Origin of the sequence: Mycobacterium sp. RTGN6 (assembly GCF_033804605.1) — a bacterium.
Lineage (GTDB): Bacteria > Actinomycetota > Actinomycetes > Mycobacteriales > Mycobacteriaceae > Mycobacterium.
On sequence record NZ_JAPZKZ010000002.1, the window covers coordinates 428880 to 452141 of the forward strand.

At 68.8% G+C, this 23262-nt stretch carries 21 protein-coding genes and 1 tRNA gene; 4 read left to right on the plus strand and 18 right to left on the minus strand.

All coding sequences use genetic code 11. The features are described 5' to 3' along the window. Positions 1-144: 144 nt before the first annotated feature. Positions 145-1701, minus strand: coding sequence for an FhaA domain-containing protein (locus SLQ33_RS06325; RefSeq protein ID WP_319452944.1), 1557 nt, complete (start codon positions 1699-1701; stop codon positions 145-147). A 244-nt stretch (positions 1702-1945) separates the two neighbouring features. On the opposite strand from SLQ33_RS06325, the gene SLQ33_RS06330 reads away from it, so the two are divergent. After that, positions 1946-2028 (plus strand) — tRNA-Leu (locus SLQ33_RS06330). An 80-nt stretch (positions 2029-2108) separates the two neighbouring features. Here SLQ33_RS06330 and SLQ33_RS06335 read toward each other — a convergent pair. The 8 genes from SLQ33_RS06335 to SLQ33_RS06370 all read right to left on the minus strand — a co-directional run bounded on the left by SLQ33_RS06335 (position 2109) and on the right by SLQ33_RS06370 (position 11376). Continuing rightward, a complete protein-coding gene (locus SLQ33_RS06335; RefSeq protein ID WP_319452945.1) occupies positions 2109-2504 on the minus strand; it encodes a heme-binding protein in 396 nt (131 codons plus the stop codon). Between the two features lie 247 nt (positions 2505-2751). Further along, the gene (locus SLQ33_RS06340; RefSeq protein ID WP_319452946.1) at positions 2752-4158 is read right to left on the minus strand and encodes a hypothetical protein; all 1407 of its coding nucleotides are present in this window, start codon (positions 4156-4158) and stop codon (positions 2752-2754) included. Next, positions 4080-5267 carry an AAA family ATPase gene (locus SLQ33_RS06345; RefSeq protein ID WP_319452947.1) on the minus strand — a complete coding sequence of 396 codons (1188 nt, stop codon included), beginning with the start codon at positions 5265-5267 and terminating at the stop codon, positions 4080-4082. Before SLQ33_RS06345 ends, SLQ33_RS06340 begins: the two co-directional genes overlap by 79 nt. After that, positions 5260-6048, minus strand: coding sequence for a hypothetical protein (locus SLQ33_RS06350; RefSeq protein ID WP_319452948.1), 789 nt, complete (start codon positions 6046-6048; stop codon positions 5260-5262). The genes SLQ33_RS06345 and SLQ33_RS06350 overlap by 8 nt, the downstream gene beginning before the upstream one ends. A gap of 4 nt (positions 6049-6052) precedes the next feature. Then, the gene (locus SLQ33_RS06355) at positions 6053-7855 is read right to left on the minus strand and encodes a DNA methyltransferase (RefSeq protein WP_319452949.1); all 1803 of its coding nucleotides are present in this window, start codon (positions 7853-7855) and stop codon (positions 6053-6055) included. Further along, the gene (locus SLQ33_RS06360) at positions 7852-9582 is read right to left on the minus strand and encodes a DNA methyltransferase (RefSeq protein ID WP_319452950.1); all 1731 of its coding nucleotides are present in this window, start codon (positions 9580-9582) and stop codon (positions 7852-7854) included. The genes SLQ33_RS06355 and SLQ33_RS06360 overlap by 4 nt, the downstream gene beginning before the upstream one ends. Continuing rightward, a complete protein-coding gene (locus tag SLQ33_RS06365; protein WP_319452951.1) occupies positions 9579-9836 on the minus strand; it encodes a helix-turn-helix transcriptional regulator in 258 nt (85 codons plus the stop codon). The genes SLQ33_RS06360 and SLQ33_RS06365 overlap by 4 nt, the downstream gene beginning before the upstream one ends. An 82-nt stretch (positions 9837-9918) precedes the next feature. Then, positions 9919-11376, minus strand: coding sequence for a neutral zinc metallopeptidase (locus SLQ33_RS06370; RefSeq protein WP_319452952.1), 1458 nt, complete (start codon positions 11374-11376; stop codon positions 9919-9921). Positions 11377-11475: 99 nt separating this feature from the next. Here SLQ33_RS06370 and SLQ33_RS06375 point away from each other — a divergent pair, with 99 nt between their 5' ends. After that, positions 11476-11979: a PPOX class F420-dependent oxidoreductase gene (locus SLQ33_RS06375; RefSeq protein WP_319452953.1), complete on the plus strand. Its 504-nt coding sequence runs from the start codon at positions 11476-11478 to the stop codon at positions 11977-11979. Positions 11980-11986: 7 nt separating this feature from the next. Here SLQ33_RS06375 and SLQ33_RS06380 read toward each other — a convergent pair whose 3' ends face one another. From SLQ33_RS06380 to SLQ33_RS06395, 4 genes are all read right to left on the minus strand, one after another. After that, a complete protein-coding gene (locus SLQ33_RS06380) occupies positions 11987-12808 on the minus strand; it encodes an acyl-CoA thioesterase domain-containing protein (protein WP_319452954.1) in 822 nt (273 codons plus the stop codon). A gap of 24 nt (positions 12809-12832) precedes the next feature. Continuing rightward, positions 12833-13138, minus strand: coding sequence for a hypothetical protein (locus tag SLQ33_RS06385; RefSeq protein ID WP_319452955.1), 306 nt, complete (start codon positions 13136-13138; stop codon positions 12833-12835). Next, positions 13135-14391 (minus strand): class I adenylate-forming enzyme family protein, encoded by a 1257-nt coding sequence (locus SLQ33_RS06390; RefSeq protein ID WP_319452956.1) that lies wholly within the window; start codon positions 14389-14391, stop codon positions 13135-13137. The genes SLQ33_RS06385 and SLQ33_RS06390 overlap by 4 nt, the downstream gene beginning before the upstream one ends. Positions 14392-14549: 158 nt before the next feature. Beyond that, the gene (locus tag SLQ33_RS06395; RefSeq protein ID WP_319452957.1) at positions 14550-15728 is read right to left on the minus strand and encodes a beta-ketoacyl synthase N-terminal-like domain-containing protein; all 1179 of its coding nucleotides are present in this window, start codon (positions 15726-15728) and stop codon (positions 14550-14552) included. 159 nt (positions 15729-15887) lie between these two features. On the opposite strand from SLQ33_RS06395, the gene SLQ33_RS06400 reads away from it, so the two are divergent. Beyond that, on the plus strand, positions 15888-17576 hold the full coding sequence (locus SLQ33_RS06400) for a bifunctional diguanylate cyclase/phosphodiesterase (protein ID WP_319452958.1): 1689 nt from the start codon (positions 15888-15890) through the stop codon (positions 17574-17576). A gap of 5 nt (positions 17577-17581) precedes the next feature. On the opposite strand, the gene SLQ33_RS06405 is transcribed toward SLQ33_RS06400, so the two are convergent. The 4 genes from SLQ33_RS06405 to SLQ33_RS06420 all read right to left on the minus strand — a co-directional run bounded on the left by SLQ33_RS06405 (position 17582) and on the right by SLQ33_RS06420 (position 19884). After that, positions 17582-17890, minus strand: coding sequence for a GNAT family N-acetyltransferase (locus SLQ33_RS06405; RefSeq protein WP_319452959.1), 309 nt, complete (start codon positions 17888-17890; stop codon positions 17582-17584). A gap of 14 nt (positions 17891-17904) precedes the next feature. After that, positions 17905-18858, minus strand: a complete 954-nt coding sequence (locus SLQ33_RS06410) for a pirin family protein (RefSeq protein ID WP_319452960.1) — start codon at positions 18856-18858, stop codon at positions 17905-17907. Positions 18859-18882: 24 nt separating this feature from the next. Further along, positions 18883-19296 (minus strand): EVE domain-containing protein, encoded by a 414-nt coding sequence (locus SLQ33_RS06415; RefSeq protein WP_319452961.1) that lies wholly within the window; start codon positions 19294-19296, stop codon positions 18883-18885. A 279-nt stretch (positions 19297-19575) separates the two neighbouring features. Next, positions 19576-19884, minus strand: coding sequence for a WhiB family transcriptional regulator (locus SLQ33_RS06420; protein ID WP_319452962.1), 309 nt, complete (start codon positions 19882-19884; stop codon positions 19576-19578). 413 nt (positions 19885-20297) lie between these two features. Between SLQ33_RS06420 and SLQ33_RS06425 the strand changes: the two genes are divergently transcribed. Continuing rightward, positions 20298-21401 (plus strand): FHA domain-containing protein, encoded by a 1104-nt coding sequence (locus SLQ33_RS06425; RefSeq protein WP_319452963.1) that lies wholly within the window; start codon positions 20298-20300, stop codon positions 21399-21401. Positions 21402-21404: 3 nt separating this feature from the next. On the opposite strand, the gene SLQ33_RS06430 is transcribed toward SLQ33_RS06425, so the two are convergent. After that, entirely contained in the window at positions 21405-22868 is a 1464-nt protein-coding gene (locus SLQ33_RS06430) for a MinD/ParA family protein (RefSeq protein WP_319452964.1), read from the minus strand. Positions 22869-23262: the final 394 nt, after the last annotated feature.

Here is a 23262-nt window from a genome sequence, read left to right on the forward strand (position 1 = left end):
CCTCTCCGCCACCGTCCCATTGTCTGCAGAATCCCAGCCCGCCGTCACGCGGGCCGGCCACCTTCGGCAACGTCACGATACTTGGGCGAACAACGGCGTGAGGGCGAAGCGAACACCTTCCGCGACGATGACCGACCCGTGTACTCAGTGCACCCGGACGATGATCTCGGAGTGGCCGAGCCGGATCACGTCACCGTCGGCCAGCTGCCATTCCTGCACCGGCGCATTGTTGACGGTGGTGCCGTTCGTCGAGTTGAGATCGGACAACAACGCCATCTGGCCGTCCCAGCGGATCTCGAGGTGCCGACGGGAGACGCCGGTGTCCGGCAACCGGAACTGAGCGTCCTGCCCGCGTCCGATCACGTTCGCGCCCTCCCGCAACTGGTAGGTGCGGCCGCTGCCGTCGTCGAGCTGCAACGTCACGTTCGCGCCTGCGGCGCCGTAACCCTGGGGGTATCCCGCGGGTGCGGCCGGAGCCTGCTGGCCGTAGTCGTAGCCGGCCGGCTGAGCGCCGTAGCCCGCATCCCCGTATCCCGGGGCCTGCGGTGCGGCGGGATCGGCGTAGCGCCCGTAGTCGGGCTGGGCGTAGTCCTGGCGGCCGTAAGCCTGAGCGCCGTAGCCACCCTGCTCGGGATAGCCACCTTGCTCCGGGTACCCGCCCTGCTCGGGGTAGCCGCCGCCGGGGGCCGGGTAGCCACCCTGCTCCGGATAGCCGCCCTGCTCGGGGTACGCCGGACGTGGCGGCTCCGCGGGGCGCCCGTACTCGTCATGACGCTGGGGAGCGGCGGGCTGACGGCCGTAGTCGTAGTCCGCGCCGGGAGCGCCCGGAGCACCGGGAGCGCCGGGCGCACCGTATCCGCCTGCCGGTGCGGCCGGGGCCGCTGGGGCTGCGCCGTATCCGGCCGGCGCCTGCCGGTAGCCCTGGTCCGCGTAGCCGCCCTGCTCCGGGTAGCCACCGTGTTCGGGGTAACCGCCCTGCTCCGGGTAGCCGCCCTGCTCGGGGTAGCCCGGTTGGCGCGGCGGGTAGCCCGGGGCGGGAGCGCCCTGCGGCGGGTAGCCGCCTTGCTCGGGGTAGCCGCCCTGGTCGTACCCGGCGGGCGGGCGCGGCGGGTAGCCGGGCGCCTGGGCGCCCTGCGGAGGGTATCCACCCTGCTCGGGCGGGTACTGGGCACCGCGCTCATCGGCCGGGCGACCGTAGTCGTAGGGTTCTTCGCCGGGTTGCCCTTGGCCCTGGCTTCCGCGGTAGCTCGGGTTGTCGGTCATCGGTACTCCTGGTTCTGCGGTGTCCGTGCGGTCTCGGTGTGCCGGGGCGGGTTCGCTCGCGGACGAATCTGGGTCGACCGCTCCACGTGTGCGGAACTGGCCGGTGTGCAAGTTCGATGACGCCTCGAATCTGACGACCACCTCACCATACGTTTGCCACCCTTGGTCACGGATGTATCCCTCCAGGTATCTGGCAAAAGTTGTCGACGTCAGGGCAGGATCGGCGCTCACCTTCTGATAGTCGGTTGCACTGAGGGTAATGATGTAGGCGTTGGAGGCCAAAATACGGCCGCCGCCAACTTCACGCGCCCCGGCCTCGGCCTCGCGCTGCAATATCGCCTCGACCTCTTGGGGAACGATCGAACCGCCGAATACGCGCGCGAAGGCATCACCAACCGTGGATTCGAGCTTGCGCTCGAACCGGTTGACAAGACCCATGTCACCGCCCGCCTCGCTGGTCGTCGTCGAATCCGCATCCGCGGCGGGCCGACGCGCGTGTCGCGTGCCGGATCGCCCCAGTACGCATGGTATCGGCCCAGCCCAGCGCATTGGGAACAACAGCGGGCCAAGAGAACGCTGAGAATCGGATCGCGGCAGGTCAGCGCGGAATCTCGCGGTCGGGCTGGGCTACCGTGCGGTTTGGGGAACGGACGCCGGTGCTGATAGCCTTGCCCGGTTGTTGGGGCGAGTGGCGGAATGGCAGACGCGCTGGCTTCAGGTGCCAGTGTCCTTCGGGACGTGGGGGTTCAAGTCCCCCTTCGCCCACAATTTGCGGTGACAAGAAGCCCGGCCTTTGGCCGGGCTTCTTTGTTGGCCGTGCCAGTAGTTGCGGTCGGGTGCTGGACTCAGCCGGCCATGAACTGCTCGTAGGCCGACGACAGCGCAGGCGGCAGCACCGTCACGTTGCATGCGCGCTGCGTGTCGCCGAGCGGTGCGAGAATGCCGCGGAGTTCGGTGTACTCCTGCGGGTTGGCCGTGAAGTACCCACGCAGGCTGGCCTCCGCCTGCGGGCGCGGCTGGCCGTATGCGGCCGTGACGACCTGGTTCGCACCGGGATGTGCGGTCAGGTAGTCCCTGGCCGAGCCCGTCACGGTGCTGACGGTGCCGGAGACTCCGGCGGCACTGCAGTCGGGAGCGGCCGATGCCGCTGGCGCCATGGCCGTCGCGGCCACTCCCCCGAGCAGAATGCCCGCAGAGATTCCGGCGACGTTCCGGCGCACGCTCATACGATTGAATTTCATGATCGATTCCCTCATTCGCGAATTGGTCGCTTGGACTCCCCGTCCCGAAATCCACGGTAGCGGCGGTACGGCGTGCCGAATTCGAGCGTCGCCCTTGGCCAACGCGCCGCTGCGGGCGTTACACCCAGATCGCCCCGATTCGATAAGCAACCGCACAATTACGGTGTGAGATCTTGAAATCCCTCAGAGTCGGGCGTGCATTCTTAGGTGATCGTGATGTCGACCGTGACCGAATCGTTGTGTGGCGTCAGAACAATTGGAGCGCGGAATCGCTCAATCCAGCCGACCGCACCGCGATACCAGCCGCGGTGTCGAAGGATTCGTCGTGCACCCATTCGGGGTCAACACCGAGCGCTCGGACGTCGCCCCCTTCGGCGGTGCGCAACGTGTACGCCGTCGGCGAGCCAGGGCTGTAGTACAGGATCGCGCCGTGCGGCGGCGCGGGGTGTACGAGGTTCGCGAAGTAGCCGAGCAGCTTGTAGATCTCCTCGGTGGGCGCGCTCGAACGGCGCCGAAGCTTCGGGTCGAACAGGGCGACGCCGCGGTCGCCGGGCCGCTCGGAGATGACGGCGAGGTCGGGAAAGCCCATCAGCGGATCCGAGCCAGGGTCGTAGCGCCAGCGCACGCCTTCCGGGGTCAGGGTGTGCAGCGACGGCTGGAAGTGCAGGCGCACCGCCGTCTCGCCGACCGTCCACGTGTAGATCGGAACCCGTGTCCGCTCGGCCAGGCTGGCGGGCCTGCCGTCCGGGGCTCCGATGCGTCGGGTGATCGCGTCGGCGAGCATCACCAGACACCAGATCTCGAAGAGCTTGGTGTCGAAGCGGGGGTCGTAGAAGCTCCAGTCCCGCTCCCCCAGTTCGGCCACCGCGCCACCGTCGAGACTGGCCCGAATCCATTCCGCGAGTTGGCGATACGCCTCGGGTCGGGCGATGTGCCCGGCGTCGAGGCGCTGCTCCACCTTGTCGACGAGGACGCGGACGGCCGAGCGGCGCCACACTTCCACTGCTTGCGGCACGGTGCGGGCCAGGAGCGGGACGGCGAGCATGTGCGTGAGCGCGTCGAGCAGCCGACGGAGCTCGCGGAACTCGGGTGAGCCGACGGGAAGCAGCGTCGAGGGGGTGCGCTCGAGATCGCGCTTGATCCAGCTCACGGCGTACGAGGCCAGCACGTTCTCGGGGGTGGCGGTGGCACGTTCGACGTGGCGGATCGGGTAGCGGCGTGGCACGTCGACGCGCCCTCGCTGCCTGCTGTACCTGGCCAGATCGAGCCGACCCTGAATGGTCCCAACTGATTCCGCGGCGACGTGGGTGTAGCGGAACGTCGGCCTGGCGATGATTCGGCCGACGACGTCGACCAGCCGGCCCGCCGCCGCCAGCGAGGCGCGCAACCGGGCGGCCGCCACGAAGTCGTCGAGGTCCTGGTCGTCGGCGCTGTCCAGCGCGGCACTGACCTCGAGGTTCCATGTTGGCGCACCCGCGAAGTAGGTGACGAGCAGCGGCAGGGAGGCGTTGATCGCCGCGCGTCTGCCGCCGAACGTGAACTGGCCGCCGCCCGGTAGGTCCTGTTCGTCGGGCATCAGTACCCGGTGGCCGAGGCGGCTCGCAGCTGCCGCAGCGTGAGCGTGGACGTCGGCAGCGGCGCCGTCTTCAGCCATGTGTCGATCGCCGCGAGTTGGGCGCTGCTGAGGTTGCCTGCCTGCGGAATCACCCGGTCGGCGAGCGCGAGGTCGAGTGCACCCAACACGGCCGGCTCGTCCCGCGGCGAGGTTGGCAGTCGAAGCACGAGCTGTCGGTACACGTCGGTGACTTGCGCGCTGCCGAGCGGCCAACCCGCCTGACCGGTCACGTCGTTGTCGTAGCGCAGGGTGGTCAACATGTCGCGCAGCACCGCGGTCGCCGAAGCGATGGCGGAGCTGCCCACGAACTCGGCCTCGTCGAATCCCGGACCGCCATACGTGGCGGCGTACCAGGCGGCCGCGGTGAGCCTCGCCTGCTCGAGCTCGTCGTCCAGCCGCCCGGCGTCCGGGACGCCGACGTGGATGAACTGGAAGCGCCGGCTCAAACCCTGGGACAGCGTGTAGACGTAGTTCGAGTCGACGGTGTTCATCGTGGCGATGATCCGGAAGCGCTTGGGAATCCACACGTAGGTGCCGCCGCGGTGCTCGTCGCCGAACCACAGCGGAAGCCGGTTGTCGTCGCCTCCCCCGCCGAGCACGGTGTAGAGCGGTCCGATCGCCTTGTCGATCTCGGCGCGGTTGAACTCGTCGATGATGAGCCAGTGCGCCTGACACTGCTCCTGCTCGTCGGGATCGAGTTGCCGTGCAACGACACTCGCGCATTCGAGTGCCGCACGGGGCACGTGCCCCAGCCACGGCTCGAGCGTCTCGATGCCACCCTTGGACGTAGGGTGCAGCCCGCCGATGACGTCGTAGGTGCTCCAGTCGGCGGTCGCCGTCTCCAGTCGCGCCGTGGCGTTGAACGCCTCGGCGAGCACGTAGGCCAGCGTCGTCTTCCCGGTGCCCGGCGGACCCTGCAGGATGAGGTGGCCACCCAACAGCGCGATGACGCACCGCTCCAAGAGCGTGTCGGCGTCGGGGAAGACCAGGTGCTTGGCGTCGGCGAGCTCGCGGGCCTTGGCCGTCAACGCCTTCACGTCCGGCGACTCGAGATTCACCCCGGCGACCGCGCCTGCCGCGGCGTAGTCCTCGTCGAAGTAGAGCAACGAGACGGCCCCCGATTGCGTGAACGGCTTCAAGTCAGTCATCGGACCTCCCGGCCAGGTCGTGGAGCAGCGGCGCTGCGGCGGACGCGTTCACGCGCCCGTACCGCCGGCAGTCGAAGGTGACGGCGCGACGGGGGTTGCGGCCCGGCTTGGTGATGGTGATCGTGAGATCGCGGATCTCCCAGAGTGATCCGTCGACAAGGCGGCCGCCCGACGCGTCGGCGAGGAGCAGCTGGTCCTTCGGACGCAACCAGCCCGCCGGCGAGGCGTCCCACAGATCGCACGTGATGGTCGCGGCAGCTCCGGCGACCGCGTGGTCCTGTGGATGCACGGCCGTCAGCCGCCGGTCGCGCTGGCGCGCGATCCACGGCAGCAGCGCGTCGACGGTATCGACGCGGACCGCCGCGCGGCTGTCCCAGGCCGGTGGCTGATCCGCATAGCCGACCTCGGCCGCGCGGTCCAGGGTCTCGCGTTTGATGTGCACGCTCGACGATCCGCCCGTGGCGCGCTTGGTCCACCCGTCGAAGACGGCGAGGACGCCGCGATGGTCGTCGACGCCGAAACCCAGGGTTAGCCGCGGAGGTTCGGTCATGAGCTCGCCGTCATGACTGCGGGTGGTTTGGATGCGGTAGTTGTCGCCGCTGCGTCCCTTGCCCTCGCTGGTGATCTTCCACGCGTACACCAGCAACTGCAGGTACTGCTTGCCGCGCGCGAGGTCGACCCGGGTGGGGTTGACGCTGCGCCCACCGTGCACGCTCTGCTGCACTAGCGCCGTCCAGCCCGCGGCCCCGAAGGCCGCGACCACGTCGTCCACTGCCGTCACCGAATCAGCTGTCCGTGAAATGACCGAAGTCGTTGCGCGGCAAGGCCTCCGACAACAGTTGCTCGAAGACCCGGAACGACAGTCCGGTGGGCCGATGCCCGGACGCGATGACCGCGCCGACCGACAACGAGTACAGGTACTCGAGCGATCGCGCCGACGACGAGCCGTCGTCCGTGCCGGCGAGCGTGGCCAGATGCCTGCGCACCGCGTCGAGTGCCACGCCGGCGACGCCGGTGCGCCGTGGGCGGGGCGCGCGCGATCCGGCAGTGAAGGTGATCACCAGGTCGTAGAACGGCACCAGTTCGGCGCCGCTGCGCCCCTTGTACCCCTTCATCGAGCGTTGCACCTTGTCGAGCAGGCTCACGTCGGTCTGAACGAGCCCGGCCCCGTCGGTGGCCGACAGCAGCGCCGACCAGACCTTGTCGTCGGCATTGTGGAAGACGACGCTCGCGCGGGCGCCGGGGCTCAACACCCGGCGAATCTCGTTGAACGCCTGGGCAAGTAGCTTCTCGTAATCATTGAGCGTCTTGCCGCCCGCACTGGGCGGTAGGGAGCGGTTGACGACGATCTCCGCGCTGGTGTCGGTCACGTCGCCGAGCCAGGATTCCCACACCACGTTGCAATCGCCGTAGAAGAGGTTCGCGCCGAACGGCGGGTCGGTGAACACGTAGTCGACGCTCGAACTGGGCAGCCACGACAAGTCGGTGGCCGACGACCGTCGCACGAAGGCCGTGTCGTCGGCGCCTCCGGCGGCGGGGTGCGTGGCGTAGAAACGGGACACCTGGGCCACCTGGTGGCGGAAGATCTCGAAAACGTTGCCCTCGGCGACGAGCTGCGGAATGTAGAGCGTGCCCGTCAGCGGACGCTGCCCGCCGTACGCGTTGTAACGCCGCATCCTGGTGGCGTGCCACGCGGTGTTGGTGAACGCGAAGGTCAGCGCCGACCGCGTGGCGGAGTTGGGTTCGGTCGAGATCGCGTGCCACAGCTCACTGAGCGCGAGCTTGCTGCGATGGTTCCAGAAGTCGGCCACGTCGGTGATGCCGCGGAGTTGCAGCGCTGAGCGGCGATGCATTTCGCGATCGGGGCCCAGCGGCACCGACGGGATCCAGCGGGCCGGCATCCGTCGCGCGATAGCCGCCAGCAATGCCAGGTCGACGGCGTCGGCGGGCCCGCGCTGCAGCTTGCCGCAATCGTCACACGCCACGGCCTTCTCGGCGGGCTCGCTGACCACGCCGCTCACCCCGGACCGGGACTGCTCGTGCCCGCACCCCGCACAGGTGAGCGTGCGGGCAGTGCCGCCGGACTCACTGCTCTGATCCCAAACCCGGATGGGTTCGCTGCAAGCCGCGCACTCGTGGACGTCGGTCCACACCAGGTGCCGGAGCAGGCTGGGCCGTGCGCAGGTTGGGCAGTTGGAGCGGTACAGCTTGCGTTCGAGCGCGGACGTCGCCGCGCCAAGCACGTCAAGGGCCGCAGCCAAGGCGTCGGGAGGCACGGGGTGGGTGTAGTTGTACGCGAGATGGGTTGCGCCGGGGCCCAAGTCGGACAGGATGGTGCGCCTGCCAGAGTTGAGTGCGGCCAGGCCCGTCATGCCGGATCCGCAGAACGGATCGAGCACCAAACCGCCCGGCTCCGTGCTGGCCACGATGAACGGTTCGATGGCGGCGGGCGGGACCTTCGTCGGGTAGGTGTGCACCTGGTAGGCGCTGCTGCCCTTGGATGCCGACGTGGTGGCGGGAATGGCGTCCAGCACCGGACGGGTGCCCCCGTCGAGCAGGTGTGCCAGCGATGCGTCGAGTTGGCTCATGGGTTGCCCCACGCGCCGTCGTCGAGCACGAAGTGCTCGCCGAGCAGCGTTTCGACGTCGCGGTAGGAGTATCCGGTGAGCGGGCAGCCCGCCTCCAGAAGCGTGCGCATGACGAACGAGTGGACGTAGGGCGTGGTGCGCCGCCGGGGCGACGCGGACCCGAGGTGCGCGGCGACGGCCGCGACCAGCGACTGCCGCGGAAACGGCTTGGCGCCCAGAGCTGTTCGACGCTTGCCTCCTCGCGCCGCCCTCAGGTGCAGCACCAGGTCGAAGCTCGACACCCGCTCCTGGTCGGTGATCTGCTTGATGCCCTTGAAGCTGGGTTGGCTCTTGTCGAAGGCGACCGCGGACTCCAGCCGCAGGTCGGCGCTCTCGAGCGCGCGCTCGAGCGCGCTCCACACGGCGTCGTCGCTGTTGTGGAACATTACGCTGGCCCACGCGCGGGGCTTGAGCACGCGCGCGACCTCGGAAAAGCTTGCCGCCATCAGCTTTTCGTAGTCCTGAAGGGTCTTGGCGCCGTGCTCGGCAGGAAGGGACGTCGACACCACGGCCTCGTCCGCGGTGGGCGTGAAGTCGTCCAGCCAGGACTCCCAGAGGAACGACGCGTCGGAGTAGTAGATGTTCGCGCCGAACGGGGGATCGGTGAAGACGTAGTCGACGGTGCCCGACTCGAGGTGGTGCAGCGCGGCGGCCGAGGACTGCGCGACCGTGCACGAGCCAGGGGCGTCGGCGAGCGCGGCGACGAGCTGCCCGACGGCGGCGAGCTTGCGACGCAGCAGCGAGAAGACGTTGAACTCGTAGGTCAGGGACGCCACGTAGAGCGTTCCGGACAGGACGTTGGTGGGCCGCTTGGGATTCCACTGATAGCGCCGCGAGGCCCGGTTGATCACCGCCGTCACGGCGAAGCGCAGCATGGCGCGCTGCGGGGACTGATTGGCGCCGCGCCACGCCGCCGCGAGTGCGCACAGGTTGCGGTCGGTGAAGAAGTCTGCGGCGGTGTGGATTCCAAGGGTCCGGTGCTGGCCGCGCCACATCTCCCGCCAGTTCTCGAACGGCGCCGTTGGGTACCAGTCCGCGATGTCGGACCGGCGCGGGCGCAGCGCCGCAGCGAGTTCGCGCTTGGTGGGCGGCCGTTGGTCCCGGCGGCGGCAGTGTGAGCAGGAGACGGACACCAGCACGGGGACCGCGGCCGCCAGCGTCGCCTCCGCCTTGCGGAACGTGGCGTCGCAGCGGGGGCAGCGCAGCGTCTTCGACAGCGTGCCATCGGGCTGTCTTGCCGCGTCCCAGAAGCGGATTCGGTGCGCACACGAAGGGCAATCCAGCGAATCGGACCACACCGTGTACTCGATGCGCGCGTCGGATGCGCAGTGGGCGCAGCGAGTGCCATAGAGCTCTTGCTCCAGTTGGGCGAGCTCACCGAGCAGCGCCCGCGCGCCCCCACCGAACTCCTCGGCGTCGGCTGCGGCGGCGTACCCGGACGCGATGTGGACGGCGGCGGGGGAGAGGTCGGACAGCAGCCCGGCGCGTCCGGACTGCACGCACGCGACACCCGTCATGCCCGACCCGCAGAACGGGTCCACCACGACGTCACCGGGATTCGTGTAGTGCTCGATCATCCGCACGATGCCCTCGGGCGGGACCTTGGTGTGGTAGCTGTGCGCCCGGTAGAACACCGAGCCCTTGCCGCCGACGACTTCGTCGCGGTACGGCTCCGACACCCGCTTCACCGGGTACCGCCCGGCCGCCCGAAGTGCACCCGAAGCTGGACGCCGAGCGCGGTGGCGATGCGGTCGAGCGTCGCCAGCGTGAGTTGGTGCTCGCCGGTCTCCCAGCGCGCGACGGTGGACTGCGTCGAACCCATCCGCACCGCGAGCTCGCGCTGGGTGAGCCCGCAGGACTCGCGGGCGCCGCGCACCATGTCCGCGATCTCGCGCGGATCTGCCTGGCAGTCGCGGCGCACGGGCCCGGCTTTCGTCAACACAGCTCAGAGGCTATGAGCTGGCACCGACACGTAGGTATCCGACACGCAGTCGAAGGCGGGGGACTTGGCCCGCGGGAGGTCGCTACTTGAACCGTTCGTAGCACAGGTCTTGGTCGCCGCCCAGCCCCGAGCGATAGGCGACGATTCGGGTAAAGCCCGCGGGCACCGTTTCGCCGTTGACGTTGCTGGCGGCCAGCCCGTTGGTGAGCAGGCCCGCCACCGCCTCGTCGAGGTCACCCGCGGTGAGCGTGAGGTTTCCGCCGCTGGGCAGCTCGATCGGGGAGGCCATCGCGGCCTGTGCGACACCGGTCAGGCAGGCCGTGCGCAGGGCGGCGGTCGCCGTGTCGAGCGGTTCGCCCTTCTCGTGCTGGACCGCCAGCGCGTAGCGCGAGGTCAACACCGACAGCGCGGTGTTGTCGCCCTGGACGAGCACCTTGTTGCGCTCGCTGGCGACCTGGCCGAGTTCCTGCATCGCGGACACGTCCACCGAGATCGTGTTGGTCGCTGGGCAGTAGGACGCGGGCGGGCTGGGGTCGGCGTCGGCGCACTCCTCGGCGTCCATCGACAGCTTCGGCGGGTCGTTCAGCTTGAAGACCTCGGCAAGTACTTCCATTTGCAGATTCAGCGTGTTCTCGTCGAGCGTGATGTCGCCGCTCTGCACCTCGCCGCTGTTCTCGTCGAGCGGCAGCTCCATCGGGAGGTCGCCGCGGCGCTCCTGAATCTCGTCGAGATCGATCTTCGCGCAGTCCGCCGGGCCACCCGAGAACCCCATCTGGAAGGCGCTGACCCGGTCGAGTGCGGTGCCGTGTCCGGTCTCGAGCAGCTCGCTTTCGCCCGGCTCGATGATGGGATCCCGCAACGTAATCGCCGCAGCCAGAACGTGATTGAGCCCGTCGCCGGTGCTCAGCATGAACCGGGGAGACTGCCCCTCGGCGACCCAGCGGATGTAGCTGCCCGCGAAACAATCGGCCTGCTGTTCGCTCACGATCACGGGGGTTTCGTCGTCGACGATGTTGGCCATGTGCTGGACGGCGTGCCCGTACTCGTGGCCGAGCAGCGCGGCGATCGACACGTCACCGAAGAACTCCTTGCCGATCGGGACGAGTACGCCGCGGTCCCACGCCATCAGCTTCTTGCTCGGGCAGAAGAAGGCGTTGGGCTCCTGGTAGGTGTCGGTGCCGCAGACGGTGGGGCTGGACGGGTCCTCCGAGTCGTAGGACATCAGCTTCTCGATCGGCGTGAACTCGCCGTCCAGCGCGGGGGAGTAGTTCTTCTCCCAGTAGTCCGCGACGTCGTTGACCGCGAGCACCGCCAGCTTGTCGATGTCGCCGTCGTCGGTGTCCTTCACGTCACCGACGGGATCCGGGGCGCCGTCCTTGATGCCGCTCGGACCGTCCTCCGCGGGGAGTCCCGCGACGCGGAAGGGGTCGTAGAGCGGGGACACCGCGTGGCCCTGGGTGACGCCACCGCACCCGGCAACGAGAAGCACCGTGCAGCCGACCGCCATCGTCGCCTTCGCCAGACGTGCGCGTTGTTTCATGTCCTGATAAACCTCGCGAGAAGGAGCTGAATCAGCGCTGAGGGTATACCGGATGACCCGGTGACCGTCACCCTTGCGTCGAGGTGAAAGTATCGACCTGTGGGAAAGAACGAGCGCGGAAAGATCGTCATGGCCGACGACGAGATCGCCGGCTTCATCGAACGCAGCCGGACCGCCACGATGGCCACGGTGCTCCCCGACGGCCGACCTCACCTGGTCGCCATGTGGTACGCGGTGCTCGACGGCGAGATCTGGTTCGAGACGAAGGCCAAGTCGCAGAAGGCGGTGAACCTGCGCCGCGATCCGACCATCACGGTCATGATCGAGGACGGGCAGACCTACGACACGCTGCGTGGCGTATCCATCGACGGCACGGCGGAGTTCGTCGACAGCGATCCGGATGTCCTTCTGCGCGTGGGGATCAGCGTGTGGGAGCGCTACACCGGGCCGTACACCGACGAGATGAAGCCGTTCGTCGACCAGATGATGAACAACCGCGTCGCCATCCGCGTGGTGCCCGCGCGGCTGCGCAGCTGGGACCATCGAAAGCTCGGCATGCCCGAAATGCCCGTCGGCGGCACGACTGCGCAGTATCTCGGTTGAACCCGCGCTAGCTGCCCGCCGACCCGGGCGTGAAGCCGGGATTGGCCAGCGCGGTCGCCGTCGCCGTTCCGATGGGTCCCTGACGGTCGAACATGGCGGCGGATCCGCACGCGACGCCCTCGGCGCTGGTGTGGGTGAGCGCGGCCAGCCCGATGTCCGCACCGACGGGCAACCGGCTGAGCGTCACCGTGTAGTCGGCGTTGATGTAGTGCAAACCCGCTGTGCCGTAATGGGTCAACGAGCTCGCGACGTCGCCTGCCATGGCGACGCGGGTCAGCGGTGTCATCGGGTGGCCGGCGACCATCGGCTTGACGTCGCGCAGCCAGGCGTATTTCGGTCCGTCGTGTCCCCAGGCGGTGAGGTCGAAGCTGAGCCCGGCGAGGTTCGGCTCGCGGCCGTAGGCCCAGATCCACATCGACGCGTCGTCCACCGGGCCGTCCGGCTCGGGTGGTAGCGGCGGCATCGTCACGTCGCTGCTCCACACTTCGCCCGGCGGCTGCTCGCCGCGGCGCAGCATCAGCGCGCTCGCTCGCGCCACCACGACGTCGGACTGCGTCAGTTCGGCGTGCACCAACTTCAGGCGCCGACCGTGCCGGACGACCTCGGTGCGGGCCCGCAGCGGGGCCATCGCAGCTGGCCGAAGCAGGTCGACGGTCAGGCGAGCCGGCTGCAGCTCGGGATCGCCAGCGTCACGCTCGACGGCGTACCCGAGTAGGCCGCCGACGAAGTTGCCGCTTATCGAGGATCCCCACGGCCCCTTCGCGATCGACGTGGGAACGAACTCGTCACCGTCGGCGACGAAGTATGCGGGGGGCAGCGGAGTGGTCATCGCCTCCGAACATATCGGCGCGGGTTACGCGCCGGGAGCGCGGCTCTCGAGCAGCCGCTCGTAGAGCGCCCCCATAGCGTCCAGAGTGGCGGTGTCGGGGATGCGGGCCTGCTGCAGCGCAACTGCCTCGCCCAGTTCCTCGTCGAACATGCCGAGCACGACGAGCACCGACATCGAGTCGAGGTAGCCGTCGGCGACGAGGTCGACCGACGACGCGACGTCCTCCTCGGGGTGGGCGTAGAAGACCCGGGTGAGCAGGCGCCTGCGCAGCTCCGCCCATGGCGCGGGTATCCGGCCCTTCGTCACCTCGACGTCGTCCATCAGCGTCACAACTTCCCCGATTCCGGCAGTGACCCGGGGTCGACGAGTTCGACGACCACCGCGGACGCGGCCTTTCCGATGTTGGCGGACAATGCGATTCGCACGGCGCGTTCGGTGTCGTCCGAGGCGTCGGCGAGCGAGCGGACGAGCACCCGGACCACCGGGCATTCGCCGTAGACGGCATGCGGCACCGCGGACACGCGCGTGTCGAGCACGCTGTCGACGCCGCGGACGGCCTGGCGGACCTCGTCGAGCCGGATGCGGGTGCCGAGGAAGTTGACGTCGGCGGCGGCGCGTCCCTTGATCAGAACGTCACCGCCCGGGGAGACGGTCCCGACGTCCCCCGTCGGCCACCACTCCGAGGATTCGCCGCACGGCGCACCGTCGAGGGCCACGTAGGAGCTCATGCGGTAGGGACTGCTGACCGCGATGTCGCCATCGGGCCCGGCCGCGTCCTCCGTCGAAGTCGCACGGACCCGTACCCCCGGTAGGGGCCGTCCGACGTTCCCCTCCCGGAACTCCGAGATCGCCGAACGGCCGATCGAGATGCGCGGGCCCAGTTCGGCCTGGCCGTACATGTTGGTGATCGTGGCGCGGGGAAAGCTCGCCGCAAGCAGGTCGGCCATGGACTGGCGGACTGCGCCACCCGCGAAGATCAGCTCGATCGGGGCGTCGAATCGCCAGGTCGGATCCTGCGCGAGCAGGAACGACTGATGCGGCGCCAGGTAGACCGCCGAGTCCGGGCGCAGCGTCTCCCGGAACCGGGCCCAATCGTCGAGCGACGTTGGCGAGGACTCGATGCGCACGGGCACGGACGCGAGCAGGTGGCTGTGCATGACCGACAACCCGTACGCAAAGCGAGGGTTTACCAGCGACACGTAGTCGCGAGCCGGATCGAGGGCGAGCGCGTCGGAGATGGCGGTTGCGCAATCGCGGATGACCTGTTTGCGGTAGCGCACCAGTTTCGGGTCTCCGGTGGTGCCGGACGACTCGAAGATCAACTCGTCCGACTCACCGGGCGTTGCGGAGCTGGGCACGAAACGTGACGTGCAGTCGGTGACGCTCCAGCCGGCAAACGCCGGTTGGGCTGCGACGTCGTCTATGCGGGCAGGGGCAACCACCAGCACGGATGCGTCGGTAACGAAGGCGCTCAGGTACCGCTGGATGGCGCCGCGTGCGCCGTCCAGCGAGTGCGATATCGCCAACGAGTCCGTCAAAATTTGCCGTAATCCCGATTCCGTGCTGTCCGCGGGTGCGGACACGTCAATGAGATTGAGCATAGATGCTGGCAGACGTTTGGTCGCGGGCACTTTCATACCAATGTCATCATTCGCGGCGAAGAGTGTGCTGAATCACCGCGATCTTGTTGAACTCGAAAACGATTCAATACGTGCAGGGCCGAGCCGAGCCGATGGCGGGGTCACGCCGCAGTGACCGTCGGTGGGGCGAGCACGACGGCCGAGTTGTGCCCGCCCATGCCCAGGGACATCTTCAGCGTCAGTCCGTCCACCGCCCGCGTCGCTCCGTCGAGCAGGCGGGCATGGCCCGCTGCGACGGTCGGTGGCGCCGGAATCACGCCGTGTTCGTAGCCGAGCGCGGCCGCGGCGACCTCGACGGCGGCCGCTGCACCCTGGCAGTGACCGGCCAACGGCTTGACCGAATAGATCTCGGGCTTGCCGTCGAACAGCTCGTCGAGCACCCCCGCCTCGGCGGCATCGCACTGCTGGGTACCCGGGCCGTGCGCATTGATGTACCGCACCTCCGCCGGCTCGACGTGCGCCGCCTCCAGCGCTTCGCGCACGCAGATGTCGACGTAGGTGCGGGCGGGGTCGACGGACGTGAGGTGGAAGGCGTCGTGCGTCATCGAGCCGCCGAGCATGGTCGTGTACGGCGTACCGGCGCGCGCCGAGAGTACGAAGCTGACCGACGCCTCGCCCGCGGGGAATCCGCGGCTGCCCTCCTGGAAGGGGCGGCACGCATCGAGCGGCTCGGCGTCGACCACGGCGACGCCGAGCTTGACGAAGTGCGCCACGTTCTCTGGAGTTAGCGAGAGGTCGGTGGAGATGAAGACGACGTCGTCGACGAGGCCTGCATCGAGCCACATCTTCGCGGTGATGAGGCCGGCGTTGCCAGAAGCGCACATCGCCGAGACGTTCATGGCCGGTCCGTGGAAGCCGTATTCCTGCATGAGCATCGATACCGGGGTCGACGGCATCATTGCCAGGTAGTCGCGGACGCGTCGCTGGCCGCCTTCGTCGACGTAGAAGTTCCGCCACTCCTCCATCTCGGGTATCACCACGGCGTGCAGCAGCCCGACCCGTCGCCCAGGCGCCCAGCCGCGTGCGGACGCGTCGGTCAGCGCCTCCCTGGCGGCCGCGCGCATGGCGCGCGCCGACCGGCTCGACCCGTCGCGGGGGTCGCCGCCCGCGGGAACCCTTGCCAACCAAGCGCTTTGACCGTCCGCCCCGTAGCCTTCCACCAGGTCGGCGGCGGGTTTGCCACTGAGTAGCCCCGTCCATAGCGAGTCAGCGCCCCACCCATAACCGGTCACCGCGCCGATACCGACGATCTTCGCGCCGACCGCGCCTCTTCCTGTCATTGACGTCTCCGTTGATTCCGTTGCTGGGATGCCCGTTTGGGCCCTCCCATTGATTAACCCTCTTCAGGGCGTTATTGACCAGTCAGGCGATTCAATCGACACGCAGGTCGAGCGGTCATTTCGGTGTTACGTTGGTTCGCCTAGCCGAGGGGGCTGCGCGTGACTCTGGGGGATCGCGACCGCGAGGCCGAGGTCGTCAGCGTCACCGATGACACCTCGGCCGACCTGGTGATGGCCCGACGCGAGTCCGCTGACGACCGATACCGCAGGTTGCTGGAGCACAGCCCCGACGCGATCTGCGTCCATCAGAACGGGCGGGTCGTCTACGTCAACAAGGCCGGGCTGCGGTGGATCGCCGCGCCGTCCGCCGACGAACTCGTCGGCAAAGTCATCACCGAGTTCGTCGACGCCGAGTCCATCCCCGCGATGCTGGCGCGCATCTCGTCGCTGCGCCATCAGGGCGACATCTCCGAGCCGTCCGAGGCGGCAATGCTTCGCTTCGACGGCACCCGAATCGACGTCGAGGCCGTATCGGTGCTCACCGTGTGGAACGGGGAGCCCGCCTACCAGGTGATCTTCCGGGATATCACCGCGCACAAGAAGGTCCAGGCGGCGCTGAGCTTCCAAGCGGCCTTGGTGAACCACGTCAGCGACGCCATCATCGCCACCACGGACATCGGGACGGTGACGAGCTGGAACCCGGCCGCCGAGACGATCTATCGCAGGCCCGCCGGGGCGGTGTTGGGCCGTCCGGTCAGCGAAGTCGTCGGTGCGGACTTGGATCCGTCGAAGATCATTGCGTGGGGCGGGAGTATCAGCACCACTCATCACGCCTCGGACGGAGCGACGCTTGCCGTTCGAGTCTCCGCCGCGCCGATGGACGAGGGGTTCGTGCTGTTGTGCACCGATCAGACGGCCCTGCACCGTGCGGAGCAACAGTTGCAGGCGGTGGTGAGATCGCTCGACGAGGGGGTGGTGGTGCTCGACCACGCGGGACAGCTGGTCTCGGCCAACCCCGCGGTGCGACGCGTGCTCGGGCTCACCGCAGCCGATGATGCGCTCGACTACAGCGAGATCGCGGACCGGTGGATGTTTCCCCGCTCCGACGCGATGTCCGACGCGATGGGCGGGCCAGCGCCCGTGCCCGACCGGCCCGTGATGAACACACTGGCGACCGGGATTCCCTACAGCGGTGAGGCGTACAGCTTCGGGCCCACGGGGGAGCGGCGGTGGCTGTCGGTCACGGCGCGCAGGCTCAACCCTGACGAGGGGGACCGGTCGGCCGTCCTGGTGACGTTCCGCGACATCACCGCGGTCCGGGCCGCGGCCGAACGCTTCGCCCACCAGGCCACGCACGACCCGCTGACCGGGTTGCCGAACCGGGCGCACCTCGTGGAGCGGGTGGAGCGACTGCTTTCCGACGGCACGTTGGGCGCCGTACTCTTCGTCGACCTCGACGACTTCAAGGTCATCAACGACACCATGGGCCACGACGCTGGAGACTCGGTGATTCAGATGGCGGCCCAACGAATTCGGATGGCGGTGCGCAAGATCGACGTCGTCTGCCGGTTGGCCGGTGATGAGTTCGTGGTCCTGCTCGTCGGAGCGCTAGACCGTACGGAGCTCGACCGCCTGACAGAGCGGATCAATGAGCGGCTGGCCGCGCCAATGTCGGTCGCCGGCGCGACCGTCTACGTCGCAGGAAGCATCGGCGTGGTGGAGATGCGCGAGTGCGAACTCCTAGATGCTGCAGCGGTGATTCGTCAGGCCGACCGGGCCATGTACGCGGCCAAGGCGCGTGGACGGCGGGCAGTCCGCTACCTGGCCGAGGGGTCCACCGCGCCGTAGCGCCGCTACACCGGATCGACGAGATCGTCGTACTCGCCGCTCTTCTCGAGGTACGCGGCGACCATCGAGCACGGCGCCACGATGCGCAACCCGTCATCGCGCGTCGCCGCAAGCGCGTGGGCGACCAGGATGGTGGCCAGTCCGCGCCCCTGAAACGCGTCGTCGACCTCGGTGTGGAAGAAGCTGCGCCGTCCGGCTTGGTCCGCGAACTCAGCCATGCCGACCTGGCGGCCGTCGACGGTGATGGTGAAGCGGCCGGGCTCGCGGGTCACCGTGGTGGGTGTGCCGGTCTTGTCGGTGGTGTCCAGGGTCATCGGGCTCCTTCGATTCACGGGTTACGGCGGGCGCGTAGGGCGGCATTCGGCAGGGGAGGTGCGGACAGACGCGGGTCGGGGTAGCCGACGACCGATCCGAATCGGTCGTCGGTCGCCTCCCAGAGCCGGCGGTACTCGACGATGTCATCGTGGCTGCGTCCGACGAAGTTCCACCACATGACGAGGGCCTCGTCGAACGGCGGCCCACCTAGGACGAGTACGCGTGCGGGGCCTGCGTCAGAGTTGACGAGCACCAGCTCGTGGTGGCCGTGCGATTGATACCAGAGGTCGCCGTTCTCCAGTGGGGTGCCGCCCGCGGAGAGCTGACCCATGTCGACCAGCACGCCGTGCTCGAAATCGGGTGCGACGTCGAAGGTGACGGACGCACCCGGGATCAGGTCGACCTGAGCGCCCAGCAGCGGGGTGAAGCTAGGTACGGGCGAGTGGGCACCGGCGAGGTTGCCGAGGAACACCCGGACCCGCGCGCCGTCGTACACGTGCACGGACGGTGCGTAGTGGGTGAAGTCGCGAGCGGTGTCGCGGTGGGCGCCGGGTAGGGCCACCCACAGTTGCACGCCGTGCAGGACGGTGGTGGCCGGTGTGGACACCTCGGAGTGACAGATGCCTGCCCCGGCGGTCATGAGGTTGAGTTCGCCGGGCCGGACCATGGCGTGTACGCCCGCACTGTCGCGGTGCTCGATCTCGCCGCTGAAGAGCCAGCTCACCGTCTGAAGCCCGGTGTGCGGATGCGGGGGAACGTCCATGCCCGGACCGGAGCCCACGTCGTGGGGGCCGTAGTGGTCGACGAAGCACCACGCCCCGATCAGCGAGCGCTCGCGCGCAGGCAAGGTGCGGCGCACGTGCATGGCCCGGGGGCCGCCGAGCGGAACGTTGCGCGGACGCAGCACACCGGTGAATGTCGAAGTACCACAAGCAACTTCGTCAGGCCGTGCCTCGACGTTGCTCACCGGTCCACACTAACCCCGGACCGGTCAGGCCGTCATCGCAGTGCGGATGACGTTGAAGTCGTGCTCGTCGATCTTGAAGACGCCGAACCGGAAGCGGTAGCCCCAGCGGGCCTTGTCCTCGATGAACCCGAGCTCGTCGAGCAGCGGACGAATGGGAGTCTCGTTGCACGGAAGGAACTCGACCTTGCGCCGAAAGGGCTGGAACTCGGGGTCGAGGTCCTCCTGATACACCTCGTCGTCGGCGACTTGGCCGATGGCGGTGAACGCCTGCAGCGGCGGCCCGTCGGGGTAGTCGGTCTTCGGTGAATAGAAGGCGATCCAGTCACCGCGCTCCATGCGACGCAGCATGTGGGGCTTGCCGTGATTGGCCTGTGTGAAACCGCCTGCGACGCCGCGTTGCACGTGGCCGCGGCTGACGGTGTTGATCCAGTACGTCATGACGCCACGCTAGGAGCGCATGCCGACACCGTGGACGAGTTATCCACAGGCCTGTTAGCCGATGCGCGGAAGACGAGCGAGCCGCCGATGCGGGCGCATCGGCGGCTCGGGTGACGGTGCCGCCATCGCCTCTCGGCAAGTGGTCGCTCGTAGCGACGATTCTGGGGTGGTACCCGGGGATGTCCGACACCGTCGCTTGTCTAACGACGACGGTGCCGCCGCTATTCCAGGGCCGCCCCCGCTGCCGCCCCCTCGAATCGGCAGCGAGGGCGGCGGCGCTCAGGCGGCTTCCGGCTCCACGGGCTCCAGGAAGAGGCGACGAGCGGTGCGCACCGGGTACCCGTTGCGTTCGGCCAGGTCGCGCAGCTGACGCAGGGCATGCCCGCGACCGCGGCCAGCCTCGGGGATGACGACACCAGCCCATAGCCCCTCGGCCTTGGGCAGTTCGACCGCGTCGCGGGCGCAGGCCCAGCGCCGCGGGCACAGCCGGCAGATGGCCTTCGCGTCCTCGTCGGCGGCCGACGTCCACCGCTCGGGATTCCGGGTGCACTCCCCGATGGGCAGTCCGTCCAGTGCCACTGCGTTCATAGCGTTGCTCCCTAGCTCCTCGCGTCGCTGTCATGCGCGCCTTCGATGAAACGAAATGTATCGCACGAACCATAGCGATGCAACAGTTCAGTGGAACCGAAACCATGGCACGCGGTTCCATCGACCCGTTTTGGTCGGGCCACAGCTGTCCGATTGGAGCGCGAACATGATGGCAGAATGTGCGTATTCGCAGGTACAACCCCTGACTGTCATTGTGGCCCCCGCACCGAGACCGACTCGGAGCCGGAACGGTAGTCGTAGCGATGAGACGGTTTGGATGCCTCTGGAAATGCAGCATCCGGTCAGGCGCTTCGGGTAAATTGGCCCCAAGCCATAGCGGTGCATCGGCTTTGGCTACGATTACGGCACCGCGCAGACGTTTGGGAGGCCGCTTCGTTGAGGTACTTCCGACGATGACGAGACCAGAGCAGAACTTCGAACCGGGTTCCCTGGTCGTTCGGACCGAGCGGTCCTCGTACGTCATTTCGCCGCGGGCGGGGGCGGCCACCATCGGGCGTGACCCGCATGCCCAGGTACAGATCGACGACCCGCGGATATCCCGCGTGCACGTGCGGCTGGAGCTCGTCGACGGGACCTGGCGCGCGGTCGACACGAGCGTGAACGGGATGTTCCTCGGGAGTTCGCGCGCGCATTCCATCTCGATCACCGACGGGCTGACGGCGCGGCTCGGCGACCCAGTGGCCGGGCCCACGGTGCGGTTCGAGGTGACCCCGATGGCGGCGCGCGGTCGCGTCGACCCGGATTCCGAGCTCACCGCCGTGGTGGGGCCCGCCACCGACGACGACGAGTCAACCGTCCTACTGGACCCTGGCATGGTGCGGGCCGGGGCGGCCGCCGCCGCACGCAGGCGGGAGCTGGACATCAGCCAGCGCAGCCTGGCCGGCGACGGGATCATCAACGCGGGCGCGCTCATCGCCTTCGAGAAGGGGCGGAGCTGGCCGCGGGAGCGCACGCGGACCAAGCTCGAGGAAGTCCTTCAGTGGCCGCCCGGCACCATCTCCGAACTCCGTCAGGGCGGTGGCGGCGCGCCTACCGCTCCGAGCGTGCAAGTCGCCGCGGTCGCCGACGAAGCGCCGTTGATCGCGCAGGCCGTGGAAGCCGCCGTGAATACCCTTGGCGGCACCATCGATTCGCTGCCTCCGTGCAACGACGCGGACTTCATGCCGCGGGTCACCGCGATACTGGCCGACCTGCGCCAGCTGGAAGCCGTGGCGGCCAGGGCGGCCCGCATCGGCCGCGTCACGCCGCCGCTGATCAAGGCGTTGAGCATGGTGCGGCGCGAACTCGACCAGCTCACCATGCTCGCTGCGACCGCGCCCGCCGCGACGCTGGGCCAGCGGCTGTACGCGGCGCGCCGCCGCGCCAACCTGACGATCGGCGAGACCGCGCAGGCCGCCGGTGTACCCGAGGAGACCATCGCCGAGGCCGAATCCGAGCGGCCAGTTGCTGCGCCGTCGGCGGCTTTGATCGAAGGCCTGCTCGCCCAGTTGGACTGACGGTCAGTGCCGGTCGCGGCCGCGGTCGTCGTTGGCCGGGAAGTGCTCGGCCAGCGCCGCGGCGATCTCGATGAACTTCCGTCGCGTCGCCGGCGACAGCTCGGTGGTGCCCGCGATGACGCCGCCGGGCCGCAGGTGTCCGTCGAACGGGACCTCGACGACGGCCTGCCCCTGCCCGGCGAACTGTTGGGCGAGGATTCCGCGGGTGCGCTTGTCGGCGTGTCCGTCGGAGTCGTTGAGTACCACCACAGTTCGGCGCAGCAGGCTGTTCAGCCCGCGGTTGGCCAGCCAGTCCATCGTCTGCCCGGCGGTGGCCGCCCCGTCGACCCACGGCGAGGAGACCACGACCAGCGCGTCGAGGTCGCGCAGCACCTCCTGCGTGACGGGGGAGTCCATGGTCGAACTGCAGTCGATGATCGAGATCGTGAAGTAGCGGTCCAGGCGCGAGGTCGCTTCGCGGTAGATCGCCGGGTCGAGCACCCGTCGGCGCGCCGGGCTGGCCTCGCCGGCCAACACGAACAGGCCGGCCGCGTTGTTGCCCACCCTGCTTCGGACGTCGGCGAACGTCTCCAGGTGTTGGTCGGATGCCAGCTCCCAGTACGAGCCCATCGCCTTGGGGTCGACCCGGCTACCAAGCTTGCCGAATGAGGTGTCGGCGTCGATCGCGACGACGCGGTCTTCTTGACGCAGCTCGGCGAAGATCGACCCGATGCTCGCCGACATCGTTGTCTTGCCGACGCCGCCCTTGCCCATCACGCCGACCTTGTAGTGGCCGCGGAGCACCGCCTTGATGCGGGCTTCGAGCTCGGCCTGGCGAGCCTCCTCGGGAGACTGTCCTACGTTGATCAACCCGAACGAGGCGCGGAACAGCACGCGGCGCCAGCCGGTCGACGGCGGGGTGCGACGCGACGGCACCAGGTCGTCGGCCCGGATGCGGTCGGCGTAGGACCCCGTCGGCGGCGCGGGCGCGGTGCGATTGTCGGGTGCGTTCGGACCCGGGGACCAGCCGGCGTAGGGCGGCTGTCCGGGGCTGGGCGGCGCGGCGGGGCGCGGTCCCTGGGGTTGCTGTTGTTGTGGCGGTGGTGCGGCAGGCCAGTTGGGTTGCTGATTCCACTGTCGCGGTGGTGGCGGCGGCGGTTCGGGCCGGTTTGGCGCGTTGAGCGGGCCGGTGTCGCGCGGCGTCCCCGGCGGGGGGCCGTAGCGCTGCGGACCTGGACGCGGGGGGCCGGCAGTGCGCTCGGGCTCACGCGGCGGGACGGGCGGTGGGGGTTCCGGCGGCGGACCGGGTTCCGGCGGTGCAGCGTCGGGCGGTGTCGGGTCCGACGGCACGAAGTCGACGGGCGGACGGGTGGGCAGCGGCGTCACTGCGGGCGTGAACGCGGGCTCGACCGGCGCGGGTTCGTAGTCGGTTTCCTCCGGACCCGTCCAGCCCAAGTCCTTGCGCAGGGCGTCGTCGCGGTCGCTCACGGCACCACTGCTCCTCTCCGTCGGATAGACGACGCGACTTTCGGTTCACCCAAGTATCAACTACGCCGCGCCGGTGGCGGTCCAGCCACGTGCAACTTCGCGGGCCAAGTCAGCGTTCAGCAAACATGTTCAGCGCGCTGAATCGTCCGTGGACCACCCGGCCCGAGCGCGCCGAGGAGCGGTTGTCGCGGCCCTCGGTGCGCTGCGGGAGGGGCGGAGGCCGACGGTGTCGGTTTCCACGCGCACTCCATCGATCCATACCGTGTGCCGCGCGGTAATCTGCACAACGGTCCAGGTAGATAGCGGTATCGGGAATGCAATGCGGTGCCCGGCCAGCCGACGGCCTGTGGCGAAATTCGTGCACTGGAGGGCTCGAATCCGCTGGTAGGCTCAC

Coding starts and splice junctions, on each gene's coding strand:
- SLQ33_RS06355 (WP_319452949.1), bottom strand. CDS start 7,855: ATGAGCCAACTCGACGCATCGCTGGCACACCTGCTCGACGGGGGCACC.
- SLQ33_RS06335 (WP_319452945.1), bottom strand. CDS start 2,504: ATGAAATTCAATCGTATGAGCGTGCGCCGGAACGTCGCCGGAATCTCT.
- SLQ33_RS06395 (WP_319452957.1), bottom strand. CDS start 15,728: ATGACAGGAAGAGGCGCGGTCGGCGCGAAGATCGTCGGTATCGGCGCG.
- SLQ33_RS06425 (WP_319452963.1), top strand. CDS start 20,298: ATGACGAGACCAGAGCAGAACTTCGAACCGGGTTCCCTGGTCGTTCGG.
- SLQ33_RS06380 (WP_319452954.1), bottom strand. CDS start 12,808: ATGACCACTCCGCTGCCCCCCGCATACTTCGTCGCCGACGGTGACGAG.
- SLQ33_RS06325 (WP_319452944.1), bottom strand. CDS start 1,701: ATGGGTCTTGTCAACCGGTTCGAGCGCAAGCTCGAATCCACGGTTGGT.
- SLQ33_RS06370 (WP_319452952.1), bottom strand. CDS start 11,376: ATGAAACAACGCGCACGTCTGGCGAAGGCGACGATGGCGGTCGGCTGC.
- SLQ33_RS06345 (WP_319452947.1), bottom strand. CDS start 5,267: ATGACTGACTTGAAGCCGTTCACGCAATCGGGGGCCGTCTCGTTGCTC.
- SLQ33_RS06420 (WP_319452962.1), bottom strand. CDS start 19,884: ATGAACGCAGTGGCACTGGACGGACTGCCCATCGGGGAGTGCACCCGG.
- SLQ33_RS06340 (WP_319452946.1), bottom strand. CDS start 4,158: ATGGCTGAAGACGGCGCCGCTGCCGACGTCCACGCTCACGCTGCGGCA.
- SLQ33_RS06415 (WP_319452961.1), bottom strand. CDS start 19,296: ATGACGTACTGGATCAACACCGTCAGCCGCGGCCACGTGCAACGCGGC.
- SLQ33_RS06405 (WP_319452959.1), bottom strand. CDS start 17,890: ATGACCCTGGACACCACCGACAAGACCGGCACACCCACCACGGTGACC.